We start from the raw sequence: 24,357 nt of genomic DNA on the forward strand, positions 1-24,357 counted from the left end.
GGGAAAAGCCGGCCAAATCCGGCGCACCTGCGACGGCTTGAATTCTGCTCAATCGTTCCTATATCAAGGGCTACGCATGCAACAAACTGACAGCGCCCCAGGCGCTCACTGCCCATGAAATTTCTTTTCTTCAAGATGCTGGTGGTGTGGAGACGAATGCGTCACGGCATGCAGGCGCGTTACATGGACCGGCATGATGTCGGCCGGCAGCTGGAAGTCCTGATGCGCCGCATCGACCCGGCTGCCAGCTGGCACGAGCGGGCCAACTGGATGATCGACGTGGCTGAATGGCTGCGCCATCGCCCGGCCGTGTCGCTGCTGGACCGCCAGGCCTGGCACCAGGTGCGTCGCCAGCGGCTGGCCATCATGCTGGACTGGCTGGACCAGCACCGCGACGTGCGGCGCGCGGTCCAGAACGCGCTGCAGAAGACCCTGCGCGAAGCCACCGGCCCCGAACTTTTCTCCACCACTGGCCTGCCGCACGAACCCGGCTTCTTCGGCGAACTGAGCGAACGCCTGGCCCGGCTGATCCTGCCGCGCCACCTTTCGCCCACTGACCTCTCTTCGCTGTTCACGGCCATGTTCCCCGATCCGGACGACGCAGCCTGGCTGCTGGAGCTGGACAATGAACTGCTGCAGCGGCTGTGGAAGCTGATGGCCGATGATGGCATCTCCCACATGTACTGGCAGCAGATCGAGGAAGCCATCACCTATCTGACCACCACGGTGGTGGCCGATGGCATCAGCCCGGCCTTCCGCCAGCGGCTGGAACCCAAGATGCCCATGCGCGCCACGCCCTTCCTGGCGCTGCGGCGCGAGATGGAAGCCTGGCTGCGCGCCCAGCCGGGCGACCTCGGCGCCTTGCGCAGCGTGCGCATGCTGGTCGCAGTGTGCCATGCGCAGACCGACCGCATCTACGCGCACCTGGATGAATACGGCGTCTCGGTGAGCTTGGTGTATCGCGTCGAACGCATGCGCGCGCACTTGCAGCGCATCGGGCGGCTCATCGATGTGCGTTCCGGCGTGCCTGGTCCGGTCATCAGCCCGGCCGTGCCCGGCATGGTGGCGCCGCCGGCGGCGCTGGCCGGGGCCGGGCGCATGCAGTTGCTGCTGTGCGACCTGATCTCCGCCCACCATCACCGCGACTCGGTGCGCGGCCTGATGCGGCGCAGTTTTGCCCTGCTGGCGCGCAAGATGGTCGAGCGCAATGCCAATCACCGGGAGCAGGCCATCGCCCGCGACGGTGCCGGTTATCGCCGGGTGATGCGGGCCGGTCTGGTGGGCGGTGCGATCATCGCCGCCACGGCCCTCGTCAAGCAGAGCCTGTCGACGCTGGGCGTGGTGCACTTCGTCGATGGTGCGCTGGCTTCGCTCAACTATGCCGCCAGTTTCCTGCTCATTGCCGCGCTGGGCGGCGTGCTGGCCACGCGCCAGCCGGCCGTGACCGCACCGGCCCTGGCCTCGCGCATGGGGGACCTGGATGCGGAGGGCATGCGTGACCTGATCGCCGAATCCGGCCAGCTGCTGCGTTCGCAGTCGGCGGGTATCTTTGGCAATCTGCTGGCGGTGATTCCGGTCACCGCCGCGCTGTGTGCCCTGGGCTGGTTCGCGCTGGGCAGCCAGCCGATGCCGGCCAGCGAGGCGCGCCAGGCCATCGCTGCGCTCTCGCTGGTAGGCCCCACACCCCTGTATGCCGCGCTGACCGGCGTATTGTTGTGGCTGGCCAGTCTCGCGGCCGGGTTTGCCGACAACTGGTTCGCTCTGCGCCGGGTACGGGAAGTGGTGTCCAACCATCGCCGCCTGGTGCACGGTCTTGGCGCCATGCGCGCCCAGCGCTGCGCCGCCTGGCTGGAGCGCAACGTGGCCACCATTGCCGGTAGCCTCTCGCTGGCCGTGCTGCTGGGGCTGGCACCGGTGGTGGCGGCCTTCTTCAGCCTGCCGCTGGATATCCGCCATGTGACCTTGGCTGCTGGTACGCTCACCGCCGCAGTCTTCAGCCTCGGCTGGGAAATCCTGATGACGCCCGCCTTCTGGCTGGCTGCCGGCGGTGTGGCTGCGACGGCCCTGTTGTCGGTGGCGGTGGCCTTCGCCTGCGCACTGGCGCTGGCGCTGCGCTCGCGCGACTTGCCGCGCCGCGCCCGCAATATCGCCATGCGGGCGGTGTTGCGCCGTTTCGTCGTCCGGCCCTTGTTCTTCATTCTTCCGCAAAAAACGGATGCGGCAGTGCAGGATGACGCCGGAGAAGACGAGGACGACGACGATGACGGCCAGGGCGGCGCGCGCCAGGACAACCGGCAACCGCGCCTGGCTTCACTTGAGCCTGGGCACGATATGCACGTCCAGGCTACGCGGCATGTCGCCTAACGTTGGCATCAGCCAGATGCCATAGCGGTAATATTGCAGTGCATATAATGCGTCGATCGCCCGCCCGGCCTTGCCTGGCGGGCGATTGCGTCTGTCGGGGAGGGTTTGTGCGCAGGGATGACGCTGCCGGTTTTATTGGTTAGAATCGAAAGCGTTTTTTGCGCAAGGCAGGGGGAGTGGAGAGACAAGCTTGAGCCGAAACACCGGTTGAGCCATAGCAGAAGAGCCAAACCTGCAATACCAGGGCAATCGAACAAGCACGATAAAGTTTGCCGCTGGCAGCAAAAGATGCGTTTCGTCGGGTGTCCGCCGCGCCGAGGTTGAGGCGGGGCGGATGGGAAGTCCAATCACTTACCCTGCTCACATGAAAAAACACCTCGTGTTTCTTGCCTTGGCTGGCGTGCTCGGCAGCGCGTCCGCGGCCGACATCGTCGGCAATGCCAAGGCCGCTGAAAACAAAGTCTCCATGTGCATTGGTTGCCATGGCATCCCCGGCTACAAAGCCAGCTATCCCGAGGTCTACCAGGTGCCGATGCTGGGCGGGCAGTCCGCCAAGTACATCGAGAACGCGCTGCGCGCCTACCAGAAGGGGGAACGCAAGCATCCTTCGATGATGGGCGTGGCCGCCAGCCTGTCGGACCAGGACATCGCCGACCTGGCCGCCTACTATTCGCAGCAGAAGTGAGGGGAGCCACGAGATGAAGAAGAACCTGATTGCCCTGTCGCTGCTGGGTGCCGCCGCGCTGCTGTCGCAAGCGGCCAGCGCTGCTGATGTAGCCAATGGCCGTGCGCTGGTGGAGAAGTACAACTGCGCCTCCTGCCACGGCAAGGACTACAACTCGCCCATCGATCCGGGCTACCCGAAGCTGGCCGGTCAGCATGCGGACTACCTCAAGCATGCCCTGACGGCCTACCGCCGGGGCGACACCGCCATGAATGGCCGCAACAATGCCATCATGTCGGGGCAGGCCAAGCCGCTTACGGATCGCGACATCAACGATATCGCGGCTTATCTGCACAGTCTGCCGGGCAGCCTGGTGGTGCGCAAGTAAGCTGCGTCTGTTGGTTGCGTATGAAAGAAAGCCACGCCGCAAGAGAGTTGCGGTGTGGCTTTTTGTTGTGCGCGTGAAGGCTTATCCCTGCGCCCGCCGCTTGATATTCTCGATATAAGCCGCCCCATCCGGCGGCAAGCCATTGCGCTGGGCGTTCCAGATCATCTCGCCCAGGGCTTCCATGATTTCATGATGGGCATCGTGTTCCGAGCCGCGGCGCTGGGCCAGCAGCTGGAAGGCGCCACGGATGCCGGGGGGCTGGTCGATGGAGATCTGTTCCGTGATCGACAGGTGCATCGACAGGTGCAGGAAGGGATTGCTCTGGCCGCGTTCGATCGAATAGTCGGCCGCCAGCGCTTCATCCACGTCGCGCAGGGCATCGTGGTATTCCGGATGTTGCAGGATCCAGTCGCGGGCGATGGCTTCCAGGGGCGTCAGGACCTGGTTGCCCTGGTGCTTGCGGTAGGCTTCGCAGAAAAAGCGGCGGACATCGTGCTGGGACGGCGTGAACATGGCGGTGCATCAATCGGGGATAAAGCGCTATTCTACGCTGGTCTGCCGCCCGCTTCAGGAGGCCGGCCAAGGCCTGCGGCACGACAGGTCCAGATGAAGTAATATTCTTTCCCTACGACAAGCATCTGAATAATCCATCCAATGCAGTACCCGGCCGCATCGCCTTGGCGCGATGGGGGGAAACGCAAGGCCGGGCAGCGAGAAGGAAGCATGCATGTTTTTTGGCGGAAGCCTGATCCGGCCTGTGCGCCGTCCACGGACATGGACGCGGCCCTTGCTTTGTATCGCGCTGGCCCTGCTGGGCTGCTGCGCGCAGGCCGCGCTGGCGGCTCCTTCGGCGTCGGCCAAGGCGAGCATGGCCAGCGACGAGCAGCCGGCTGACGAATCCACCCTGGGCATCGGCTTTGCCGGCCCCTTGAGCGGCCCCTCCATGGGCGTGGGCCGCAGCATGCGCAATGGCGTGCAACTGGCGCTGGATGAGGCCAACCGGCGCGGTGTGGTCATCGCCGGCAAGCATTACCGGCTCAAGCTGGTGTCCCAGGATGACAGGGCTGATCCCGGCACGGCGGAGTATGTAGCACGCTATCTGGTCGGCCAGCGCGTCATCGGTGTGGTTGGCCACTGGACCAGCGGCACCAGTCTGGCAGCGGCCCCGGTCTACCATGCCGCTGGCGTGATCCAGGTGACGCCCTCGGCGATGAGCCGCAAGCTGACGGCCTTGTCTTATCCGCGCATCTTCCGCACCATTCCCAACAACGAGAGCATCGGCCGCTGGTCCGCGCGTTACGCCGTCGACAAGCTGGGCGTGCGCTCCGTGGTCACCATTGACGACCGCACGCCCTTCGGGCAGGGGCTGGCCGAGCAGTTTGCCCGCGAGGTGGAGGCGCAGGGTGGCAAGGTGCTGGCGCGCTACAACGTCAGCGACAAGACCTCTGACTTCAACGCCCCGCTGATGCAGGCGCGCAGCCTCAAGCCGGACCTGATCTTCTTCGGCGGACTGGACTGGCAGGCCGGCGTGCTGGCCAAGTCCATCCGCCGGTTGAAGCTGGAAGCGCGCCTGATGGCTTCGCCCGGGACCTTGGGTTTGCCCTTCCTGATGCGCGCCGGACCCGATGCCAATGGCGCGCTGGTCCTTGAACCCGGGCCGCCGCAGGACAAGATGCCCGGCTGGCGGCAGTTCCGCCAGCGCTACAGCGAAGCTTTCGATTCCGACATCGACCTCTATGCGGTCTTCGCCTATGAAGCGGCGCAGTCCATCCTGCTAGGCCTGCGCCAGGCCGGCAGCACCGATCCGGATGCGGTTGCCCGGGCCATGCACCGCCTGCGCTTCGAGGGCGTGAGCGGACCGGTGGCCTTCAACGAGGAAGGCGATCTGCTCAACCCGACTTTTACCCTGTATGAAGTTCAGGACCAGCGCTGGATGCCGGTCACCCGTCTGCACGGGCTTCCGCGCTAGGTCCTTCTCAGACGCCCTTGGCCGGAAGTGGCGTTTTCTGCTTGAATTCGCAGAGGTCGGCAATCAGGCAGTTCCAGCATTGCGGCTTGCGCGCGATGCAGGTGTAGCGGCCATGCAGGATCAGCCAGTGATGCGCATCCTGGCGGAATTCCGGTGCGACGAACTTGATGAGCTTGCGCTCGACTTCGTCCACATCCTTGCCCGGTGCAATGCCGGTGCGGTTGGAGACGCGGAAGATGTGCGTATCCACCGCGATGGTGGGATGGCCGAAGGCCGTGTTGAGGACCACGTTGGCGGTCTTGCGGCCGACTCCCGGCAAGGCTTCCAGCGCCTCGCGCGACTCCGGTACCTCGCCGCCGTGTTCCTCGATCAGGATGCGGCAGGTCTCGATGACGTTCTTGGCCTTGGTGCGATACAGCCCGATGGTCTGGATATAGGGCATGAGCTGGTCCACACCCATGCGGTAGATGGCCTCGGGGGTGTTGGCCACCGGATAAAGCTTGCGCGTGGCCTTGTTCACCGACACATCGGTCGCCTGGGCTGACAGCAGCACGGCGATCAGCAGCTCGAACGGCGTGGTGTATTCCAGTTCGGTAGTGGGCGTGGGGTTGGCCTGGCGCAGGCGCTCGAAGATCTCGCGGCGTTTGGTCGGATTCATGGTAGTGGGCTGTCGGGCTGGGGGCTGGCTTGTTCGGCTTGCAGTTTCTTCAGGCGCGCGCGTTCCATGGCGGCCTGGATGATGGCTTTCTTGCGGGCCAGTTCGGCTTGTTCCTCGGGCGTGCCGGCCGCGGCTGCTTCCACTTCCTTGAGCTTGGCCGCGGCCTTGGCGGCCAGGCGGGCATCGTTCTCTTCCTTCTCGCGCTGCAGGCGCAGGGTGCGCCAGTCATGTCGCGCGCGGGCGGCATCGGCTTGCTCCTGGCTCCAGGCTTTCCAGCCGGTGCGCCCCGGCGTGGCCTCGACCATGCTGATGCAATCGACCGGGCAGGGGGCCACGCACAGGTCGCAGCCGGTGCAGAGCGATTCGATCACCGTATGCATCTGCTTGGCCGCACCGGCAATCGCATCGACCGGGCAGGCCTGGATGCAGAGCGTGCAGCCGATGCAGATGGCTTCATCGATCAGCGCCAGGCGGCGTGGCTGTTCGCTGCCGTTGGCGGGATTGAGCGGGATCACCGGTTTGCCCAGCAGTTGTGCCAGCCGCGCCACGCCTTCCTGGCCACCGGGCGGGCACTGGTTATAGGAAGCAAGCCCCTCGGCCATGGCCTCGGCATAGGGACGGCAGGCCGGGTAGCCACATTTGGTGCATTGGGTTTGCGGCAGCAGGTCTTCGAGGCGGTCGGCCAGGGTGGCAGAGGCGGTGGTGGCGGATGGCGGCACGGCGGTCAGGCAATTCAACGGGACAAGGGCGCTATTATCCGGCCAAACCGCCGTCAAGTCATGCCGCAGCCACAAAGCAAAACGGCACCACCGTGGAGACGGGGTGCCGTTTAGGCTCAACGCGCTGCGTTACGCGTTGGCGCGGATGAATTCGCCGATCTTCGGGCAGACGATTTCGCGCCAGCGGCGGCCCGAGAAGATGCCGTAGTGGCCTGCCTTGGGCACCGTGAAATGCTGCTTGCGTGTCTTCGGGATGCTGCTGCACAGTTCCTGCGCCGCCTGGGTCTGGCCGGAACCGGAGATGTCATCGAGCTCGCCTTCGATGGTGAACAGCGCGACCGACTTGATGTCCTGCGGGCGCACCAGCTTGCCTTCGATTTCCCAGGTGCCACGGGCCAGGTTGAAGTCCTGGAACACCACCTTGATGGTCTCCAGGTAGAACTCGGCCGGCATGTCCAGCACGGCGTTGTACTCGTCGTAGAACTTGCGGTGCTCTTCGGCGGAGGCATCGTCGCCATCGCGCAGGTGCATGTAGAAATCCCAGTGGCTCTGGGCATGGCGGCGCGGGTTCATGGCCACGAAGCCGGCATGCTGCAGGAAGCCGGGATAGACCTTTCGGCCGAAACCGGGGTAATTGGCCGGCACGCTGTAGATCACCGTGTTTTCGAACCAGGAGAAGGGCTTCTCGGTCGCCAGGTCGTTGACGGCGGTGGGCGACTTGCGGGCATCGATGGGCCCGCCCATCATGGTCATGCTCTTGGGCAGCTTGGGATCGTTGGCGCTGGCCATGAGCGAAATGGCCGCCAGCACCGGCACGGTGGGCTGGCAGACGGAAATGACGTGCACGTCCGGGCCCAAGGTGCGGATGAAGTCCTGCACGTAATAAACATAATCGTGCAGGTGGAATTCACCGGCCTCGACCGGCACCATGCGGGCGTCGGTCCAGTCGGTGATGAAGACGTCATGTTCCTGCAGCAGCGCGCGCACGGTCTCGCGCAGCAGGGTGGAGTGGTGGCCGGACAGGGGCGCCACCACCAGCACGGTAGGCTGCTTCAAGGCGGTGCTCTGGCGCGCCGACAGGTCCTTCTTGAAATGGATCAGGCGACAGAAGGGCTTCTCTTCGACCACTTCCTCCGTGATACTGACCGGCTTGCCGTCCACGGGCACTTCGCCGATGTTGAAGAGGGGCTTCTCGTATTCCTTGGAGAGGCGATACAGCAACTCATAGCCGGCGGCGATGCGTTGCGAGAAAGGGGTGTGGGCGAGCGGGGAAACCGGGTCCGAGAACAGTTTGGCCGAGGTTTCGGCCCATTGCATCATGGGGTTCAGGAACGCGCGATTGAGTTCATGCAGTTGATAAAGCATAGCTGACCTTTATACAAGCACCGGCTGGCTTTCCCGTCCAGATGGATAACCCGGACCAGGTGCGCAGCAAGCATGTGCCACAAACGTTTGGCGACGATCATCGGCTGACAGACTTCATATTATGTCTACTCTGTCAACTTTTTCCTTGTTGCGACGCGGTAGCATAGCATGCTTTGCCTTACGCCCCGCTTGCTGGTCAGACCAGTGGTGCGGGCCCCACAGGTTTCTGCAAAAACCTTCATAAACAAAAAGCCCCCGTACCGGACGGGGGCTCTGCAGGCCGCTTGCAGCGGCACGGGTGGTCTGGCGACGGAAAATCAGTCGAAGACCGGGCTTTCCACGCCCAGGATCTTGTGCAGCTTGGGCGAGGTGGTGGTGTACTGCATGTGGATCTTCTTTTCCGGGAAGATGTAGGGCGCAGCGCCGAAGGCGGCCAGCGCGGCTTCGTGGAAGCCCGACAGGATCAGCTTCTTCTTGCCCGGATAGGTGTTGATGTCGCCCACGGCGAAGATGCCCGGGACGTTGGTCTCGAACTTCTCGGTATCCATCACCTTCAGTTGCTTGCGCTCGATCTCCAGGCCCCACTCGGCGATCGGGCCCAGCTTGGGCGACAGGCCGAAGAACACCAGCAGCATGTCCAGCGGCAGGCGGCGGGTGACACCGTCAGCGCCCGTGACCTTGACTTCGGACAGCTTGCCATCCTTGATCTCGGTGCCGGTGACCTGGCCGATGACCAGCTGCATCTCATACTGTTCGCACAGTTCCTTCATCTTGGCCACGGACGCGGGCGCGGCGCGGAATTCTTCACGGCGGTGCAGCAGGATCACCGATTCAGCCTTGCCCACGAAGTTCAGGGCCCAGTCCAGGGCGGAGTCGCCGCCGCCGCAGATGACGATGTTCTTGCCTTCGAACAGGGCAGGGTCCTTGACGCGGTAGAACACCTGCGAACCTTCGAACTGCTCGATGCCTTCGACCTTCAGGGTGCGCGGCTGGAACGAGCCCACGCCGGCCGCGATGAAGATGGTCTTGGTGATGAACTTGGTGCCGGTGGAGGTTTCGACGTCGAAACGGCCATCTTCGCGCTTGTTCACCAGGGTCACTTCCTGCCCCAGGTGGAAGGTGGGCGAGAAGGGCTCGATCTGCTTCAGCAGGTTGTCGGTCAGTTCCTGGCCGGTGCACACGGGCACGGCGGGGATGTCATAGATGGGCTTGTCCGGATACAGCTCCACGCACTGGCCGCCGACCACCGGCAGCGAATCGATCACGTGCGCCTTGATTTCCAGCAGGCCGAGTTCGAACACCTGGAACAGGCCGACCGGGCCGGCGCCGATGATGACGGCGTCGGCATCGATGACACCGTTGACTGCCGCAGTCTGGACATTGTTTTCCATGATTTTCTTGATATTCCTGTTTCAGTAGATCAGATCAGTAGAGCGGCTTTTCCCTCTGGCGCTGGGCGCTGGCTGGCGGCGGGGCCGCTGGCGGGGGAGAGGCCAGGTAAATGCGATGCGAAATGCTTGCCGAGAGCGCCACAGGACGGTAAGGCAGCGGGCAGTTCAGCCCGGCCATGAGGCTCTCAGGGGTATTGCTGGCGGCCAAATGCAAACGGCTGCGCATCTGGCGTGGCGACGAAACTGCCGGGCTGGATGCGCAACCGCCATTGTCGACCGGGACAGGCCCGGTCCACTTGATTCTCCGCAGGAATCAGCGCTGCAGGTATTGCAGCTTGTCGGTCTTGTCCTTCCATTCCTCGGCTTCCGGCAGCGGTGCCTTGGTCTTGGTGATGGAGGGCCAGCTGCGGGACAGATCGGCGTTCAGGGCGATGTATTGCTGCTGGTCGGCCGGCACGTCTTCTTCCGCGTAGATCGCATTGACCGGGCACTCGGCCACGCAGACGGCGCAGTCGATGCACTCGTCCGGGTCAATCGCGAGGAAATTGGGGCCTTCGCGGAAACAATCCACCGGGCAAACATCCACGCAATCCGTATAGCGGCAACGGACGCAGGAATCGGTGACAACGTGGGTCATAACTGTCCTATCTGTAAAATTTCTTCAAACCGATGGCTAACTGCGCCGCAATTGATGGCAATATGGCACGGTTAAAATCATGTTGCGGCTGGTCAACCTGTGGTTGAGGTGCTTGGGCCGGCATCCGGCGTCTTGTGGACGCTGTCGTGAAGGACTCTGGAAGCCTCTCATGATGCTGCTGCGCAACCCGCCGCAAAGCCTTGTATTTTAAGGTAATTCGATTTTTCCCACAAATGAGGCTTATACAGATTACGTATAAGTAAATAAACAAGCTCGCGATAAGCCCAGCCGCCGCCAGGGTCTTGTGGCCTGCGGTTCCAGCCCATGGAGCCAGGTCCGCCGGCATGGCGCCGCTTGTCGCACATCACCAGAAGGAAGTCCCGGCGTGAACGCTGCAGGCCCCCAGTCCTCCCCCCGATTCCGTCTTTCGCTGCTGCCGGCCTTGCTCGGTGCGCTGGCCGTCGCCGTTTCCCTTGTGCTGCCCTTGAGTGCTGGTGCTGTCGAGCCGATCCGTATCGGCGAGATCAACAGCCAGGGGCGGGCGTCCACTGCCGGACAGGCCTATCGCAACGGACTGTCGCTGGCACTGGAACAGATCAACGAGTCCGGCGGCATCCATGGCCGTCCCTTGCAGCTCATCAGCCGCGACGACCAGGGCGATGCCGACCAGGCCGCCCGCAATGCCCGCGAACTGGTCAGCAAGGAGCATGTGGAGGTGCTGACCGGCACCATGCTCTCCGATGTGGCCCTGGCCGTGGCGCGCGAAGCCGCGCGCAGCAAGACCGTGCTGGTGGTGGGCGATGCCCTGTCCGATGCGGTCACGCTGGACAAGGGCAATCGCTACACCTTCCGCGTGCGTCCCTCGACCTACATGCTGGCCGCGATGCTGGCCGAGCAGGCTGCACGCATGCCCGGGCGGCGCTGGGCCATGGTGGCGCCCAACTATGAATATGGCCAGAGCGCCGTAGCCAGTTTCAAGATGCTGTTGAAGCAGGCGCGTCCGGATGTGGAGTTCGTCAGCGACCAGTGGCCGGCCATGGGCAAGATCAAGGCCGACGATGTGGCGCGGGCGATCCGCCAGTCGCGTCCGGACGCCATCTTCAATGCCACCTTCGGCGAGGACCTGCAGAAGTTCGTGCAGGCCGGCAATCGCCAGCAGTTGTTTGCCGGCGTGCGGGTGGTGTCGATGAGCTCGGCCGGTGCGCAGAGCCTCGATCCCAGCCAGAGTGAAGCCATTCGCGACTGGGTGGCCGTAGGTTACCCGTGGGACCAGATCAATACGCCGGAGCACCAGCGCTTCCTGGAAGCCTATCTCAAGAAATTCAGCGAACGTCCGCAACTGTCGGCGGTGCTGGGTTACAGCACCATGATGGCCATTGCCGGCGGCCTGAAGAAGAGCGAAGGCGGGGATGGCGAAGTGCTGCTGGAATCCCTGCGTGGCCTGCATTGGTCCTCGCCGCTGGGTGAGTTGAGCTTCCGCGCGCTGGATCAGCAATCCACGATGGGTGCCTTCATCGGCCTGGTCTCCCAGAAGGATGGACGCAGCACCATGCGCGAATGGCGCTACCTCGATGGTACGGCCTACCTGCCGCCGCCGACCTATGTGCGTGGACGCCGTCCGGCTTCAGCGGGCAAGTGATCCGGTCTTTCGCCGCCCTCGGCCCTGTCAAAGCCCCCTCATGGCAGGGGGCTTTGCTTTGTGCGATCTCGGTTAAGATAGCGGTCGCGACGCTTCAGGGCGTGGCCAACGCATGATGCGGCGCGCTCCGGGGCAGCCCTCATGCACGTGGACCATCAACATGGCAGCATGCGGCATGTCCGCATCCGGACTTCATGATCATCACATCCTTACTCGACACTGACCTGTACAAATTCACGATGATGCAGGTGGTCCTGCATCACTTCCCCGGCGCGCAGGTCGAATACAAGTTCAAATGCCGCAACGAGCACATCGACCTGACACCCTATGTCGACGAGATCCGTGCCGAGATTGCCGCGCTGTGCCGCCTGCGTTTCAAGGAAGATGAACTGAATTACCTGCGCGGCCTGCGCTTCATCAAGAGCGACTTCGTCGACTTCCTCGACCTGTTCCACCTGAACGAAAAATACATCACGGTCCAGCCTGATCCGGCCGGCAATGGCGAGATCGAGATCCAGGTGAAGGGGCCGTGGCTGCACACCATCATGTTCGAAGTGCCGGTGCTGGCCATCGTCAATGAAGTGTATTTCCGCGCGACCCAGCGCTCGCCCGATCTGGAAGAGGGCAGGGCGCGCCTGCGCAAGAAGATGTCGGTCATCACCGATGATGCCGAACTGGCCGGCTGCAAGATCGCCGATTACGGCACGCGCCGCCGCTTCTCGCGCAGCTGGCATGCCGAGGTCATCGACGAGATGAAGCAGCATATGGGGGACCACTTCGCCGGTACCTCCAACGTGATGTACGCCATGCAGCATGACCTGACCCCGCTGGGCACCATGGCGCATGAATACCTGCAGGCCTGTCAGGCGCTCGGTCCGCGCCTGCGTGATTCGCAGACGTTCGCCTTTGAGATGTGGGCGCGCGAGTATCGCGGCGACCTGGGCATCACGCTCTCGGACGTTTATGGCATGGATGCCTTCCTGCGCGACTACGACATGTATTTCTGCAAGCTCTTCGACGGCGCGCGCCATGATTCCGGCGATCCGTTTGAGTGGGGCGAGCGCCTGATCCAGCATTACCGTGACAACCGTGTCGATCCGTCCAGCAAGGTGCTGGTGTTCTCCGACAGCCTGGACTTCGACAAGGTGCGTGCGCTCTACCTGCGCTTCAAGGATCGCGCCAAGGTGGCCTTCGGCGTGGGTACCAATCTCACCAATGACCTGGGCTACACGCCCCTGCAGGTGGTCATGAAGATGGTCCGCTGCAATGGCCAGCCGGTGGCCAAGCTGTCCGATACGCCTTCCAAGAACATGTGCGATGACCCGGCCTATGTGAATTATCTGCGCCAGGTGTTCCAGATCAAGGCCTGACCGGAGACGGAGTGATGCGGCATCGGGGAGGCGGGGCTTGAAGAAGCCGATGTTGTTCCGTCGGGTACGGACGCTGCGGTTGAGCCGCAAGATTAGCCATCGGGGCTTCCCGCGCCTGTTCATGCTGCTGCTCATCACGCTCGCCGCCAGTCTCGGATTGCTCGCCTCGGCATGGATGCTGCGGCATGGCTGGCGCAACATGGGGCTGCGCTATGGGCTGGCCTGCCTGGTGGCGTATCCGGGTTTCCTGTTGATGCTGTCGATATGGCTATGGCTGCTGCGCCGTGGCGACCGGTGCAGGGCGCTGGCCGGGACCGGGGTGGCGGCCAGCGCGGGCGCGCAGTTCGCGTCAGGCGTGCAGCCGGAGCAGGACGGGCGCAACCGCCGCAATGACGGCTCCGGAATCGACGCCGGTTTCGTCGGCGATATACCCCTCAATATTTCTCTGTCCAAGTCTGCGCAACAGTGGCAGGGCGGTGGTGGCAGCTTCGACGGCGGCGGGGCCAGCGCCAATGTGGATTTCAGTCTTGCTGACGGGGGCGATGCGGCGGGCCTGGCGGACGGCATCGATCTGGGCGAAGCACTGGGCTTGTTGATCTTCGCAGTGTCGGTGGTCTCGCTTATCGCTGCCGCGCTGTATTCCGTCGTCACCATGCTGGGCATGGCCCCCGTGCTGTTTTCCGAACTGATCTTCGACGCATTGCTGGCGGCCGGGCTGTATCGGCGCTTCGGCTACCGTACCGATCGCCACTGGCTGGAGACGGCCGTGCAGCGCACCTGGCGACCCTTCCTCGCGGTCCTGTTGCTGGTGAGCGCGAGCGGACTGTTGCTGTCCTTGATATGGCCCGATGCAGTCACGCTTGGTGAGGTGTGGAGCCAGCTGCGCAGTTGACGCAGGGGCATGCATACTTGAAATTTTTTCGCATGCCCGGCTTTCGCTTCGGACGCGCTCGCGTGGCTGGTATAGTGTGGCTCCCTCTGGCCGCAGATTCTCGCGTGACGGCCACCACCTCTATTTGCCATCAGGACCTTCATTTGCAGATCAGAGCTCTCACAATTCGTCTCTCCGCAATCCTGGCATCGATGCTGCCCGCCGTTTCCCAAGCCGCCGATCTGGACGGTGCCGGACTGTCCCTGGCCTGGGCCTTGCCGTTCGCGGGCGTTCTGCTGTCCATTGCCGTACTGCCGCTGCTGGCCCCGGCCATGTGGCATCACCATTTCGGCAAGATCGCCGGTGCCTGGGCGCTGGCCTTCCTGCTGCCGTTTGCGGCCCTGCATGGTGCGCATGCGGCCCTGGCCATCAGCGTGCATGCGCTGGTGGCGGAATATCTTCCCTTCATCATCCTGCTGACCGCGCTCTTCACCGTGGCCGGTGGCATCTGCGTACGCGGCAACCTGCATGGCACGCCCGCACTCAATACCGGACTGCTGGCACTGGGCACCTTGCTGGCCAGCGTCATGGGCACGACCGGTGCGGCCATGCTGTTGATCCGCCCGCTCATCCGCGCCAACGATGACCGCAAGCACACGGTCCACGTCGTGGTGTTCTTCATCTTCCTCGTTGCCAATGCGGGCGGCTCACTGACGCCGCTGGGCGATCCGCCGTTGTTCCTGGGCTTCCTCAAGGGCGTGGATTTCTTCTGGACCGCGCGCCATCTGCTGGGTCCGATGGCCTTCCTGTGCGGTGCGTTGCTGCTGATCTTCTATCTGCTGGATCGCCATTTCTATCTCAACCACGAAGAGCGCCGCCCGCTCGATCCCACGCCGGACTCGGCGCTGCGGCTGGAAGGCAAGTTCAATTTCCTGCTGCTGGGCGCAGTGGTCGGTCTGGTACTGATGAGCGGCTTGTGGAAACCTGGCGTGGCGACCGAGGTGCTGGGCACGCCGCTGGAATGGCAGAACCTGCTGCGCGATGGCGCGCTGCTGGGCGTGATCCTGCTGTCGCTGTGGCTCACGCCAACATCTGCCCGCGCTGGCAATGACTTCGGCTGGGGGCCCATGCTGGAAGTGGGCAAGCTTTTTGCCGCCATCTTCCTGACCATCGCCCCGGTGATCGCCATGCTGCGGGCGGGCGAGCAGGGCGCGTTTGCCGCCGTGGTGCACGCCGTGACCGGGCCGGACGGCAAACCGGACGACGTGATGTATTTCTGGATGACAGGCGTGCTGTCTTCCTTCCTCGACAATGCGCCGACCTATCTGGTGTTCTTCAACACTGCCTCCGGCGATGCGCGGGAACTGATGGGGCCGCTGGCCTCGACGCTGGCGGCCATCTCCGCCGGTGCCGTCTTCATGGGGGCCAACAGCTATATCGGCAATGCGCCCAACATGATGGTCAAGGCCATCGCCGAGGAGCGCGGCATTCGCATGCCCAGCTTCTTCGGCTACATGGCGTGGTCGGTGGGCATTCTGGTGCCGCTGTTCATCGTCATGAGCTTCCTGTTCTTCTGAGTGCTACCGCCGCTTTCTTCCGATAACGAAACCGAGACCACGAGACCCGCATGAAACCCAAGATCTTCGTCGCCCGCGCCGTCTTCCCTGAAGTTCTGGCCCGCCTGGAGCAGCATTTCGAGGTCGAATCCAACCAGGATGACCGCATCTACAGCGCCGATGAGCTGCTGGCCAAGGCCAATGGCAAGGATGGCCTCTTCACCACCCCGAGCGAGCCGGTCACGGCCGCGCTGTTCGCCGCCAATCCGCAACTGAAGGCGGTCTGCAACATGGCCGTGGGCTACAACAACATCGATGTTGCTGCCGCTACAAAAGCCGGCGTCATGGCCACCAACACGCCCGACGTGCTCAATGAAACCACCGCCGACTTCGGCTGGGCCCTGATGATGGCGGCTGCGCGCCGCATCACCGAATCCGAGCACTTCCTGCGTGCCGGCAAGTGGAAGAAGTGGAGCTACGACAGCTTCGTCGGCCCGGACATCCATGGGGCCACCCTGGGCATCATCGGCATGGGCCGCATCGGCCAGGCGATCGCCCGCCGTTCGCTGGGCTTCGACATGCAGGTGCTGTACCACAACCGTTCGCGCCTGGCACCCGAGCTGGAAGCGCGCGCCAACAACGCCCGCTACGTCAGCAAGGAAGAGCTGCTGCAACAGGCCGACCACGTCGTGCTGGTATTGCCTTACTCAAAGGACACGCACCACACCATTGCCGCCCCGGAGCTGGCGCTGATGAAACCGACCGCCACGCTCACCAACATTGCGCGCGGCGGCATCGTCGATGATGCAGCGCTGATCGCCGCCCTGCGTGAAGGCCGTATCGCGGCCGCCGGGGTGGATGTGTTCGAGAATGAACCGTCGTTCAAGCCGGAATTCCTCGACCTGAGCAACGTCGTGCTGACGCCGCATATCGCCAGCGCCTCCACGCCCACGCGCCTGGCCATGGCCAACTGTGCAGCTGACAACCTGATCGCGGCGCTGTCGGGCCAGCGTCCGCCCAACCTGCTCAACCCGGACGTGGCGGCGCGCTGATCGGCCGCTCCTGCCGGAGCATCAAACAAAACGGGCGCACCTGAGACCAGGTGCGCCCGTTTCTTCATCGGCAGGCGGCGGGCATCCGGGGATGCCGCCGTCATGCCTGCATCAACCCTTCAGTTCATTGAAGATGTCGATGTATTCCTGCTGCGCTTCGGCTTGTGGCTTGCCCTTGAGGGCGGCCCAGGCGTCGAACTTGGCGCGGGCCACGAAGTCGGTCATGCCGGGGCGCTCGCCCTGCACGTCGCCGTTGCTGCCCTGCTTGTAGAGGCCATACATCTTCAGCAGGGTCATGTTGTCGGGACGCTCGGGCAGGCTCTTGGATTCTGCCACGGCGGCTTCGAACTGTTCTTGCAGGGTGCTCATGTCTCTCCTCCCTCGGGCTCAGACGGCCAGCAGTTCGACTTCGAAGATCAGGGTGGCATTCGGGGGGATCACGCCGCCTGCGCCACGGGCACCATAGCCCAGGCCTGCCGGGATGATCAGCTTGCGGGTGCCGCCGACCTTCATGCCTTGCACGCCTTCATCCCAGCCCTTGATGACGTGGCCAGCGCCCAGCGGGAAGGCGAACGGATCATTGCGGTCCTTGCTGGAATCGAACTTGCTGCCGGCGGTGCCGTCCGTGTTCTGCAGCCAGCCGGTGTAATGCACGGTGACGTGGCTGCCGGCCTTGGCTTCATCGCCAGCGCCAACGTTGATTTCTTCATATTGCAGCCCGGAAGCTGTGGTGATGATGGACATCGGTTTCCTTTCGGTGAGGGGATGGGTTGGCGGCCGCATGGCCAGATTCCTGACGACTGCTGACCATGCAAAATGCTTCATGGAAACATTGCGTGTGCCAGACCGTGCATCAGGCGTCGCAGGTGCGCTGCGACTGGTGTTCAGGCCGCCCCGGTGGCGTCATGCGACCGGATCGGCAGGCAGTGTAAACCAAAAATCTAGAAATTTTTCATATTGCTTCAGTGGGCTGTCAGCGGGATCGTTGCAGCGAGCGTTAAGAGCCGAGGACGTGCTCCAGGGGCTGCTCTGGCACGATAGATCAGGCATTTTTGAGTAAAGTTCTTCATGTTGCGTCGATTCAGCCAACTCTTATCCCTTTCCCTTCGCGCCGCCTGTGTCTCGGCCGTGCTGGCCTGTATGGCCGCCCCGGCCCATGCCAACGTCGTCGTGGTACTCAACTCCGGTGACGCTTCGGTATCGCTGCTGGACGAAACCGGCGAGAAGGAGTTGTCGACCTTCTCGGTGGGCAAGGAGCCGCACCACCTGATGGCCACGCCGGACAACAAGTCCTTGATCGTGGCCAGCGCCACCGGCAACCAGTTGCTCTTCCTCGATCCCAAGACCGGTGCCGTGCAGCGCAAGCTGCGCGACATCATCGATCCCTACCAGATCGGCTTCACGCCCGACCAGAAGTGGTTCGTTGCCACCGGCCTGCGTCTGGACCGGGTCGATGTCTACAGCTATGACGGCCAGGACCTGAAGCTGTCCAAGCGCATCCCGCTGGCCAAGACCCCCAGCCACATCGCCTTCGACAACGCCAGCACCACCGCCTTCATCACCCAGCAGGGCAGCGACCAGATCAGCGCCATCGACCTCGCCACCCAGCAGGTCAAGTGGACCATGCCGGTAGGCAAGCTGCCGGCCGGCATCATCATGACCCCCGACAACAAGTACCTGATGGTCGGCATCATGGGCAGCGACTACGTCGAAGTGATCGACTGGCGCACCCAGAAGATGGTCAAGAAGATCAAGACCGGCATCGGTGCCCACAACTTCCGTGGTCAGGGCGACAAACGCTACGTCTACGTCTCCAACCGCGTGGCCAACACCATCAGCGTGGTCGATATGACCACTTTGGAAAATGTCGGCACCATCAAGGTCCCCGGCGGCCCGGACTGCATGGAAGTGACCGCCGATGGCAAGACCATGTGGGCCACCCTGCGCTGGAGCAAGAAGGTCGCCGTGATCGACCTAGAAACCCGCTCGGTGACCAAGGTGATTCCGGTCGGCCGCTCGCCGCACGGCATCTACCTGTACAACCGCGCGCCGGATCTGTAATGACGGACGCATCGTGGAGGACCTGCCGATGACGTTGCGTCCTTTGAAGCCCTCCCTGCGCGGCCTGTGCCTGTTCGCCATCCTGGCGGCCGGCCAGGCCGTTGCGCAACCGGCGGCGCCGGAAGCATCCGCCTGCAAGGGCAGGATCTACCTCACCTTCGATACCGGCAGCCAGTCCCAGGCCGAACTCATCGAACAGACCCTGCAGCGCCACCACATCAAGGCTACTTTCTTCCTCGCCAACGAGAAGACCATCCACGGCGACTATTCCCTCGATCCTGCCTGGGCACCGCTGTGGAAGCGGCTGGTGGCCGAGGGGCACGCCTTCGGCACCCATACCTTCGACCACGTCTACGTGGTGCGCGACCTGCCCGAGGGCAAGATCGAGGTACGTCCGCAGTTCGGGGCGCAAGCCGGCAAGAAGCTGCAATGGACGCCGGCCCAGTATTGCGAGGAAATGAAGCGTGTCGATCAACGCTTCCAGCAACTGACCGGCCACAAGCTTGATCCGCTCTGGCGTGCGCCCGGTGGCCGACTGACCCACAACCTGCTCAAGGCCGGCGAAGCCTGCGGCTATGCCCATGTGGCCTGGGCCCCCGCCGGTTTCTCGGGCGATGAACTGCCCAGCGACAAATTCCCCAACGAGATGCTGTTGAAGAAAGCCCTCGACGGCCTCAAGGATGGTGATATCTTCCTGGCCCATATGGGTATCTGGTCGCGCCAGGATCCGTGGGCGCCAGCCGTGCTGGAGCCGCTCATCAGCGGGCTGGAGCAGAAGGGGTTCTGCTTTGCCACGCTGCGCGAGCATCCGTCCTACCGCCACCTGTTCGCTGCCGGGAAGGAACACTGATCCCGGACACCAGTCCAAACCGGCGCCGGCCCAGGGGAGGGGAGCTGCCGCCGCCATCGTCACACCGAATCAACGCTATCCATGATCCAGACCATTTCCGACCTCTTTGCCACCGTCCAGGGCTGGCTCTTCGAAACACTGGTGCAACCACTGGTGTTCTTCATCGGCATGGGGGAATTCGTCGAAGAAGCTTTCACCGGCACTGAATTCGTCCTGGTAGGCATCTGTGAGCTGGTGATCCTGTTCCTGATCCTGCGCCCGCTGGAGTCTGCCATCCCGGTGCATCCCATCACCGACCCGCGCGCCCGCTGGAACGATTTCATCTACACCGTGCTGCAGCGTCTGGGCATCATCCCCATCATCGCCTTCCTGCTGCTCGATCCGGCGCTGTCGTATCTTTCCGAAGCCCTGCACCTGGAAGGCTGGGGCACCTTCAACCTCGACCAGGTCTGGCCCGGCGTGACCGACCGCGCGCTGGTGAGCTTCCTGCTCTACATGGTGGTGCTGGACCTGTGTGAATACATCTACCACTGGGCCCAGCACAACGTTCGCTGGATGTGGGCGCTGCACAGCCTGCACCACAGCCAGCAGAACATGAACCTGTGGAGCGACGACCGCAACCACATGCTGGACAACCTGGTGCACGACATCATCTTCGGCCTGATTGCCGTCCTGATCGGCGTGGAGCCCTCGCAATACATCCTGCTGGTGTCGCTCTCGCGCATGCTGCAAAGCCTGCAGCATGCCAACGTGCGCATCCACTTCGGCCGCCTGGGCGAATACCTGCTGGTGTCGCCGCGCTTTCACCGGACCCATCACGCCATCGGGCTGGGCCATGAAAGCCGGGGTCGCAATTCGCTGGGCGGACACAACTTCGCGGTGCTGTTCCCGATCTGGGATGTGCTCTTCCGCACGGCCCACTTCAGCCAGGGCTTCGCCATGACCGGCGTGCGCGACCAGCTGCCACCGCCGGCCGGCAAGGGACGCGACTATGGACGCGGCTTCTGGGCGCAGCAATGGCTGGGTTTGAAACGCCTGGTCGAATTCACCCGCAGGAAGCCCCGCTGATGCGCCTGTTCATCGCTTCCTTCGGGCGTGCCCTGCTGGCGCAATTGCATATCCGCATGTTGTGGCTGACAGTGCTGCCCTTCGTCGTGTCGCTGGGCTTGTGGGCGGTCTGCCTGTGGCTGGGGTTGCAACCCATCATCGACTGGCTGCAGGGCTACTTCGTCTCTCACGGCATGTTCGGCGAGATCGGCGGCATGCTGGCCTGGTTTGGCATGGGTGCGCTCAAGACGGTACTGGTGCCCTTGCTGGCCATGTGGACCCTGCTGCCGCTGATGATCCTGACGGCGCTGGTGTTCGTCGGCCTGTTCACCATCCCGGCCATCGCCCGCCACATCGGCACCCGCCACTATCCCATGCTGGACAAGCGCCACGGCGGCAGCGTGGCCGGCAGCCTGTGGACCTCGCTGTGGTGCTTCGCCGTCTTCACGGTGCTGTGGCTGGCCACGATCTGGGTATTCCTGATCCCGCCCCTGGCCTTCGTCATTCACTCGCTGCTGTGGGGCTGGCTGACCTATCGCGTGATGGCCTATGACACCCTGGCCGACTACGCCAGCACCGAAGAACGGCGTGCCGTCCTGCACCTGCATCGCTGGCCGCTGCTGGCCGTGGGTACCATCGCCGGTGCGCTCGGTGCGGCACCGACGCTGCTGTGGCTGGGCGGGGTGCTGTCGGTGATCCTGCTGCCGGCGCTGGCGGCGGTGGCGATCTGGCTGTATGTAGTCGTATTTGTCTTCACCGGCTTGTGGTTCCAGTTCTATTGCCTGGAAGCGCTGCTGCGTTATCGCAGCGGCCAGGCACCCGATGGTCTGGCCGACACCAACGTCATAGACGTGACGCCACGTTGACGCCGGTTTGATGGTCCCTGCCCGAGACGAACCCGGGGCAGGGCAATCCGTCCCCGGCCCGAATCGGGCATAATCGCCGCAGTGTTTCATCAACCTATCGGGCAGACAGACTCATGGCATTCGGACTCATCATCATCGGCGACGAGATCCTCTCGGGCCGCCGCATCGACAAGCATTTCCCCAAGGTCTTGGAGCTGCTCAGCCAGCGCGGACTGCAACTGTCCTGGGCCGAGTACGTCGGCGACGACCCCGAACGCATCACCGCCACCCTCAAGCGCACTCTTGCCACCGGCGACGTGGTGTTCTGCACCGGCGGCATCGGCGCCACCCCTGACGACCACACCCGCCAGTGCGCAGCCGCTGCACTGGGCGTGCCGGTGGTGCTGCATCCCGAGGCCAAGGAAAAGATCCAGGAGCGCATCGCCGACATGGCCCGCGAAGCCGGCGCCACCCCCGACTTCAACGCAGCGGACAATCTGCACCGCCTCAAGATGGGCGAATTTCCGCAGGGCGCCTCCATCATCCCCAACCCCTACAACAAGATCCCCGGTTTCTGGCTCAAGAACACCAGCGGCACCGGCGCGCATTACTTTGCGCCGGGCTTCCCGGTGATGGCCTGGCCGATGTTCGAATGGGTGCTGGAGACCCATTACGCCGACCAGTTCCACCGCCAGGCCTGGGCCGAGCGCTCCATGCTGGTGTTCGAGGCAATGGAGTCGACCCTGACCCCGCTGATGGAAGCCATCGAAGCGCAATTCCCGCTGGTGAAGGTGTTCAGCCTGCCGCACGTGGGCGACGACAAGACCCGCCGCCACATCGACCTGGGCGTCAAGGGTGACCCCGCCCAGGTCGAACCTGCGTTCGAGAAAATGCAGGAAGGCCTGCGCGCGCTGCACGCCGAGTATCAGATCAGCAACTGAGGCCGCTGCTGGCGTTGGCGCAGGTCAAAAAAAATGCCCCGGCAAGACCGGGGCATTCGTTTCTGCGGGAGAACCCGGAGATTACTTCTTGGCAGCGCGAGTCACCTTGGCACCAGCCTGGGACATCTGGTCCACGGCGTTGGTCACGTTGGCTTCCAGGACTTCAGCGGCTTGCTTGGCGTTCTTGGTGAACTGCTCGTAGCCAGCGCTCATGTTGCCGATGGCCGACTTGAACATCGAAATGGCCTGCTCGGAACCGGCGGGGGCGTTCTTGGCGGCTTCGTCGATCATCGCCACGACCTTGCGGTTGACTTCGGCGATCTGGGCTTCGGCAGCCTTGGTCAGTTCAGCCTGGGTGCTGGAGAAGATGCCGCTCAGGTGACGGCCGTAGGCCACCGACTTTTCCAGCGTCGGCTGGGCGTGCGAGCTGGTCAGGGTGAAGAATTCCTGCGGGTCCTTGGCCGAGAACAGCTTTTGCGCAGCAGCCTGGGTTTCTTCGAGCGAGGACTTGGCAGCCTTCAGGTTCAGGTCCACCAGTTTTTCCACGCCTTCAAAGGTCTTGCTGGCCAGCTGGTTGAACAGGGCGATTTGCGCTTCAGCGTTGGCTTTGGCAGCGGCGGAAAATTGCTCGGTGTAGGTCGTCATGTTGAAACATCCTTCTCGTTGATGGGTTGATGGACAAGGCAGCGACAGTGATTGCTTACGGACCGATCAGTGTTGACAGGTGGATCTCCGATGTAATTTCTTCTTTGAATATGATGCGATGCACAAGGCGGATTCTAGTTCAATCGTGCATAAAGTCAAACGTTTCAATGCACGGGAATCATAAAAAGCGCTTCAAAATTGATCCAAGTCTAATCAAGGACTTAGCGCTGTTTTGGGAATTTTCTGAAAAGAGATGTCATTCCGGATGAGCTTTTGCATTGCAGCATCAAAAGCAGTTATCGTTGCGGGTCGCGCAATCGTTTGCGCTGCGCAGCAAAGCGTTTTGTTGCAATGCGGCAATCATTTCAACGTAATGGAAAATCAATGTGAAAGCGTACTACAGTGATCACTTCGTTTTACCCCTGCCACCGGGCCACCGCTTCCCGATGGTGAAGTACCGGATGATCCGGGAGGGGGCTGCGGCTGCCGTGCCGGATCTGGACTTTCACGAGGCTCAGCCCGCCAGCGACGGCGAACTGGCGCTGGCCCACCATCCGGACTATATCGCCCGCGCCAGTTCCGGCCAACTGACCGCCGCCGAACAGCGCGAGATCGGCTTCCCTTGGTCGCCGCAGATGGTAGAACGCTCGCGCCGCTCTTCCGGTGCCACCATTGCCGCCTGCCGCGCCGCCTTTAGCGAGGGAATCGCGATTAACCTGGCCGGCGGTACGCATCACGCCTACGCCGATCATGGTGCAGGTTTTTGCGTCTTCAACGACGCCGCCATCGCGGCCCGGCTGATGCAGGCGGAACGCCGTGCGGCGCGGGTGGCCATCGTCGATCTGGATGTGCATCAGGGCAACGGCACCGCTTCCATCCTGGCGCGTGATGATTCAGTGTTCACCTTGTCGCTGCACGGAGAGAACAATTATCCTTTCGAGAAAGAGCAGAGCGACCTCGACGTGGCCTTGCCAGATGGCGTGGGGGATGCCGATTACCTGCAAGCTCTGCGCGACGCCATGCACACCCTGCAGCAGCGTTTCGCCCCGCAGTTGCTGATCTATCTGGCCGGGGCCGACCCGCATGAGGGCGACCGCCTGGGCAAGATGAAGCTGACCCTGGGCGGACTGGCGGCCCGCGACGAGACGGTCTTTGGCTACGCCCGCGAGCATAAAATCCCGGTTGCGGTTACGATGGCGGGCGGTTACGGACGAGATATCGAACAGACCGTCGCCGTACACATACAAACGATAAGACTCGCCAGCCTCCACGCTGCCCGCTGGAGCGCACGATGAGATGACCCGGGCAGCACCCCCGTGCGCCCG

25 protein-coding genes are annotated in these 24,357 nt (G+C 63.2%); 16 read left to right on the forward strand and 9 right to left on the reverse strand.

The window, feature by feature from the left end:
* The first annotated feature begins 114 nt into the window (after nucleotides 1-114).
* The 3 genes from ACWFUC_RS13170 (at nucleotide 115) to ACWFUC_RS13180 (ending at nucleotide 3,416) form a co-directional block, all read left to right on the forward strand.
* Nucleotides 115-2,364 carry a site-specific recombinase gene (locus ACWFUC_RS13170; protein ID WP_489637195.1) on the forward strand — a complete coding sequence of 750 codons (2,250 nt, stop codon included), beginning with the start codon at nucleotides 115-117 and terminating at the stop codon, nucleotides 2,362-2,364.
* A 364-nt stretch (nucleotides 2,365-2,728) separates the two neighbouring features.
* On the forward strand, nucleotides 2,729-3,049 hold the full coding sequence (locus ACWFUC_RS13175) for a c-type cytochrome (protein ID WP_039787601.1): 321 nt from the start codon (nucleotides 2,729-2,731) through the stop codon (nucleotides 3,047-3,049).
* Between the two features lie 13 nt (nucleotides 3,050-3,062).
* Complete coding sequence (locus tag ACWFUC_RS13180) at nucleotides 3,063-3,416, forward strand: c-type cytochrome (RefSeq protein WP_489625131.1); 354 nt, start codon at nucleotides 3,063-3,065, stop codon at nucleotides 3,414-3,416.
* Between the two features lie 81 nt (nucleotides 3,417-3,497).
* On the opposite strand, the gene ACWFUC_RS13185 is transcribed toward ACWFUC_RS13180, so the two are convergent.
* A complete protein-coding gene (locus tag ACWFUC_RS13185; protein ID WP_088754068.1) occupies nucleotides 3,498-3,929 on the reverse strand; it encodes a DUF1841 family protein in 432 nt (143 codons plus the stop codon).
* Between the two features lie 274 nt (nucleotides 3,930-4,203).
* Here ACWFUC_RS13185 and ACWFUC_RS13190 point away from each other — a divergent pair, with 274 nt between their 5' ends.
* Complete coding sequence (locus ACWFUC_RS13190; RefSeq protein ID WP_489625132.1) at nucleotides 4,204-5,385, forward strand: branched-chain amino acid ABC transporter substrate-binding protein; 1,182 nt, start codon at nucleotides 4,204-4,206, stop codon at nucleotides 5,383-5,385.
* A gap of 7 nt (nucleotides 5,386-5,392) precedes the next feature.
* Here the strand turns inward: ACWFUC_RS13190 and nth are convergent, their stop codons facing one another.
* A complete protein-coding gene (nth, locus tag ACWFUC_RS13195; RefSeq protein WP_039787592.1) occupies nucleotides 5,393-6,043 on the reverse strand; it encodes an endonuclease III in 651 nt (216 codons plus the stop codon).
* Nucleotides 6,040-6,762 carry an electron transport complex subunit RsxB gene (gene rsxB / locus ACWFUC_RS13200; RefSeq protein ID WP_489625133.1) on the reverse strand — a complete coding sequence of 241 codons (723 nt, stop codon included), beginning with the start codon at nucleotides 6,760-6,762 and terminating at the stop codon, nucleotides 6,040-6,042. The genes nth and rsxB overlap by 4 nt, the downstream gene beginning before the upstream one ends.
* On the opposite strand from rsxB, the gene ACWFUC_RS13205 reads away from it, so the two are divergent.
* Nucleotides 6,746-6,970, forward strand: coding sequence for a hypothetical protein (locus tag ACWFUC_RS13205; RefSeq protein ID WP_489625134.1), 225 nt, complete (start codon nucleotides 6,746-6,748; stop codon nucleotides 6,968-6,970). The genes rsxB and ACWFUC_RS13205 overlap by 17 nt on opposite strands.
* Here the strand turns inward: ACWFUC_RS13205 and ACWFUC_RS13210 are convergent.
* The 3 genes from ACWFUC_RS13210 to fdxA all read right to left on the reverse strand — a co-directional run bounded on the left by ACWFUC_RS13210 (nucleotide 6,892) and on the right by fdxA (nucleotide 10,155).
* A complete protein-coding gene (locus ACWFUC_RS13210) occupies nucleotides 6,892-8,127 on the reverse strand; it encodes a polyhydroxyalkanoate depolymerase (protein WP_489625135.1) in 1,236 nt (411 codons plus the stop codon). The genes ACWFUC_RS13205 and ACWFUC_RS13210 overlap by 79 nt on opposite strands.
* Nucleotides 8,128-8,444: 317 nt before the next feature.
* Nucleotides 8,445-9,518: an NAD(P)/FAD-dependent oxidoreductase gene (locus tag ACWFUC_RS13215; protein ID WP_039787591.1), complete on the reverse strand. Its 1,074-nt coding sequence runs from the start codon at nucleotides 9,516-9,518 to the stop codon at nucleotides 8,445-8,447.
* A 313-nt stretch (nucleotides 9,519-9,831) separates the two neighbouring features.
* Nucleotides 9,832-10,155: a ferredoxin FdxA gene (fdxA, locus tag ACWFUC_RS13220; RefSeq protein WP_039787587.1), complete on the reverse strand. Its 324-nt coding sequence runs from the start codon at nucleotides 10,153-10,155 to the stop codon at nucleotides 9,832-9,834.
* Between the two features lie 385 nt (nucleotides 10,156-10,540).
* Here fdxA and ACWFUC_RS13225 point away from each other — a divergent pair, with 385 nt between their 5' ends.
* From ACWFUC_RS13225 to ACWFUC_RS13245, 5 genes are all read left to right on the forward strand, one after another.
* Nucleotides 10,541-11,794, forward strand: coding sequence for an ABC transporter substrate-binding protein (locus ACWFUC_RS13225; protein ID WP_329802232.1), 1,254 nt, complete (start codon nucleotides 10,541-10,543; stop codon nucleotides 11,792-11,794).
* Nucleotides 11,795-11,988: 194 nt separating this feature from the next.
* A complete protein-coding gene (gene pncB / locus ACWFUC_RS13230; RefSeq protein ID WP_034340811.1) occupies nucleotides 11,989-13,164 on the forward strand; it encodes a nicotinate phosphoribosyltransferase in 1,176 nt (391 codons plus the stop codon).
* A gap of 79 nt (nucleotides 13,165-13,243) precedes the next feature.
* The gene (locus tag ACWFUC_RS13235) at nucleotides 13,244-14,056 is read left to right on the forward strand and encodes a hypothetical protein (RefSeq protein WP_489625137.1); all 813 of its coding nucleotides are present in this window, start codon (nucleotides 13,244-13,246) and stop codon (nucleotides 14,054-14,056) included.
* Between the two features lie 191 nt (nucleotides 14,057-14,247).
* Nucleotides 14,248-15,612 (forward strand): sodium:proton antiporter, encoded by a 1,365-nt coding sequence (locus ACWFUC_RS13240; RefSeq protein ID WP_489625138.1) that lies wholly within the window; start codon nucleotides 14,248-14,250, stop codon nucleotides 15,610-15,612.
* Nucleotides 15,613-15,662: 50 nt separating this feature from the next.
* Nucleotides 15,663-16,643 (forward strand): 2-hydroxyacid dehydrogenase, encoded by a 981-nt coding sequence (locus ACWFUC_RS13245; protein WP_489625139.1) that lies wholly within the window; start codon nucleotides 15,663-15,665, stop codon nucleotides 16,641-16,643.
* A gap of 111 nt (nucleotides 16,644-16,754) precedes the next feature.
* On the opposite strand, the gene ACWFUC_RS13250 is transcribed toward ACWFUC_RS13245, so the two are convergent.
* A complete protein-coding gene (locus ACWFUC_RS13250) occupies nucleotides 16,755-17,012 on the reverse strand; it encodes an acyl-CoA-binding protein (RefSeq protein ID WP_034340818.1) in 258 nt (85 codons plus the stop codon).
* 18 nt (nucleotides 17,013-17,030) lie between these two features.
* The gene (locus tag ACWFUC_RS13255) at nucleotides 17,031-17,387 is read right to left on the reverse strand and encodes an FKBP-type peptidyl-prolyl cis-trans isomerase (protein ID WP_039787583.1); all 357 of its coding nucleotides are present in this window, start codon (nucleotides 17,385-17,387) and stop codon (nucleotides 17,031-17,033) included.
* 324 nt (nucleotides 17,388-17,711) lie between these two features.
* On the opposite strand from ACWFUC_RS13255, the gene ACWFUC_RS13260 reads away from it, so the two are divergent.
* The 5 genes from ACWFUC_RS13260 (at nucleotide 17,712) to ACWFUC_RS13280 (ending at nucleotide 22,387) form a co-directional block, all read left to right on the forward strand.
* Nucleotides 17,712-18,704, forward strand: coding sequence for a YVTN family beta-propeller repeat protein (locus ACWFUC_RS13260; protein ID WP_134134945.1), 993 nt, complete (start codon nucleotides 17,712-17,714; stop codon nucleotides 18,702-18,704).
* 28 nt (nucleotides 18,705-18,732) lie between these two features.
* Entirely contained in the window at nucleotides 18,733-19,554 is an 822-nt protein-coding gene (locus ACWFUC_RS13265; protein ID WP_489625140.1) for a polysaccharide deacetylase family protein, read from the forward strand.
* A gap of 81 nt (nucleotides 19,555-19,635) precedes the next feature.
* Nucleotides 19,636-20,622: a sterol desaturase family protein gene (locus tag ACWFUC_RS13270; protein WP_034340837.1), complete on the forward strand. Its 987-nt coding sequence runs from the start codon at nucleotides 19,636-19,638 to the stop codon at nucleotides 20,620-20,622.
* The gene (locus tag ACWFUC_RS13275; RefSeq protein ID WP_489625141.1) at nucleotides 20,622-21,467 is read left to right on the forward strand and encodes an EI24 domain-containing protein; all 846 of its coding nucleotides are present in this window, start codon (nucleotides 20,622-20,624) and stop codon (nucleotides 21,465-21,467) included. Before ACWFUC_RS13270 ends, ACWFUC_RS13275 begins: the two co-directional genes overlap by 1 nt.
* A gap of 113 nt (nucleotides 21,468-21,580) precedes the next feature.
* Nucleotides 21,581-22,387, forward strand: a complete 807-nt coding sequence (locus ACWFUC_RS13280) for a competence/damage-inducible protein A (protein ID WP_489625142.1) — start codon at nucleotides 21,581-21,583, stop codon at nucleotides 22,385-22,387.
* An 81-nt stretch (nucleotides 22,388-22,468) separates the two neighbouring features.
* Here ACWFUC_RS13280 and ACWFUC_RS13285 read toward each other — a convergent pair whose 3' ends face one another.
* A complete protein-coding gene (locus ACWFUC_RS13285; RefSeq protein WP_134221927.1) occupies nucleotides 22,469-23,032 on the reverse strand; it encodes a phasin family protein in 564 nt (187 codons plus the stop codon).
* Between the two features lie 386 nt (nucleotides 23,033-23,418).
* Between ACWFUC_RS13285 and ACWFUC_RS13290 the strand changes: the two genes are divergently transcribed.
* Entirely contained in the window at nucleotides 23,419-24,327 is a 909-nt protein-coding gene (locus tag ACWFUC_RS13290) for a histone deacetylase family protein (protein WP_489625143.1), read from the forward strand.
* Nucleotides 24,328-24,357 lie beyond the last annotated feature (30 nt).

This window comes from Herbaspirillum sp. Her4, from assembly GCF_057961335.1.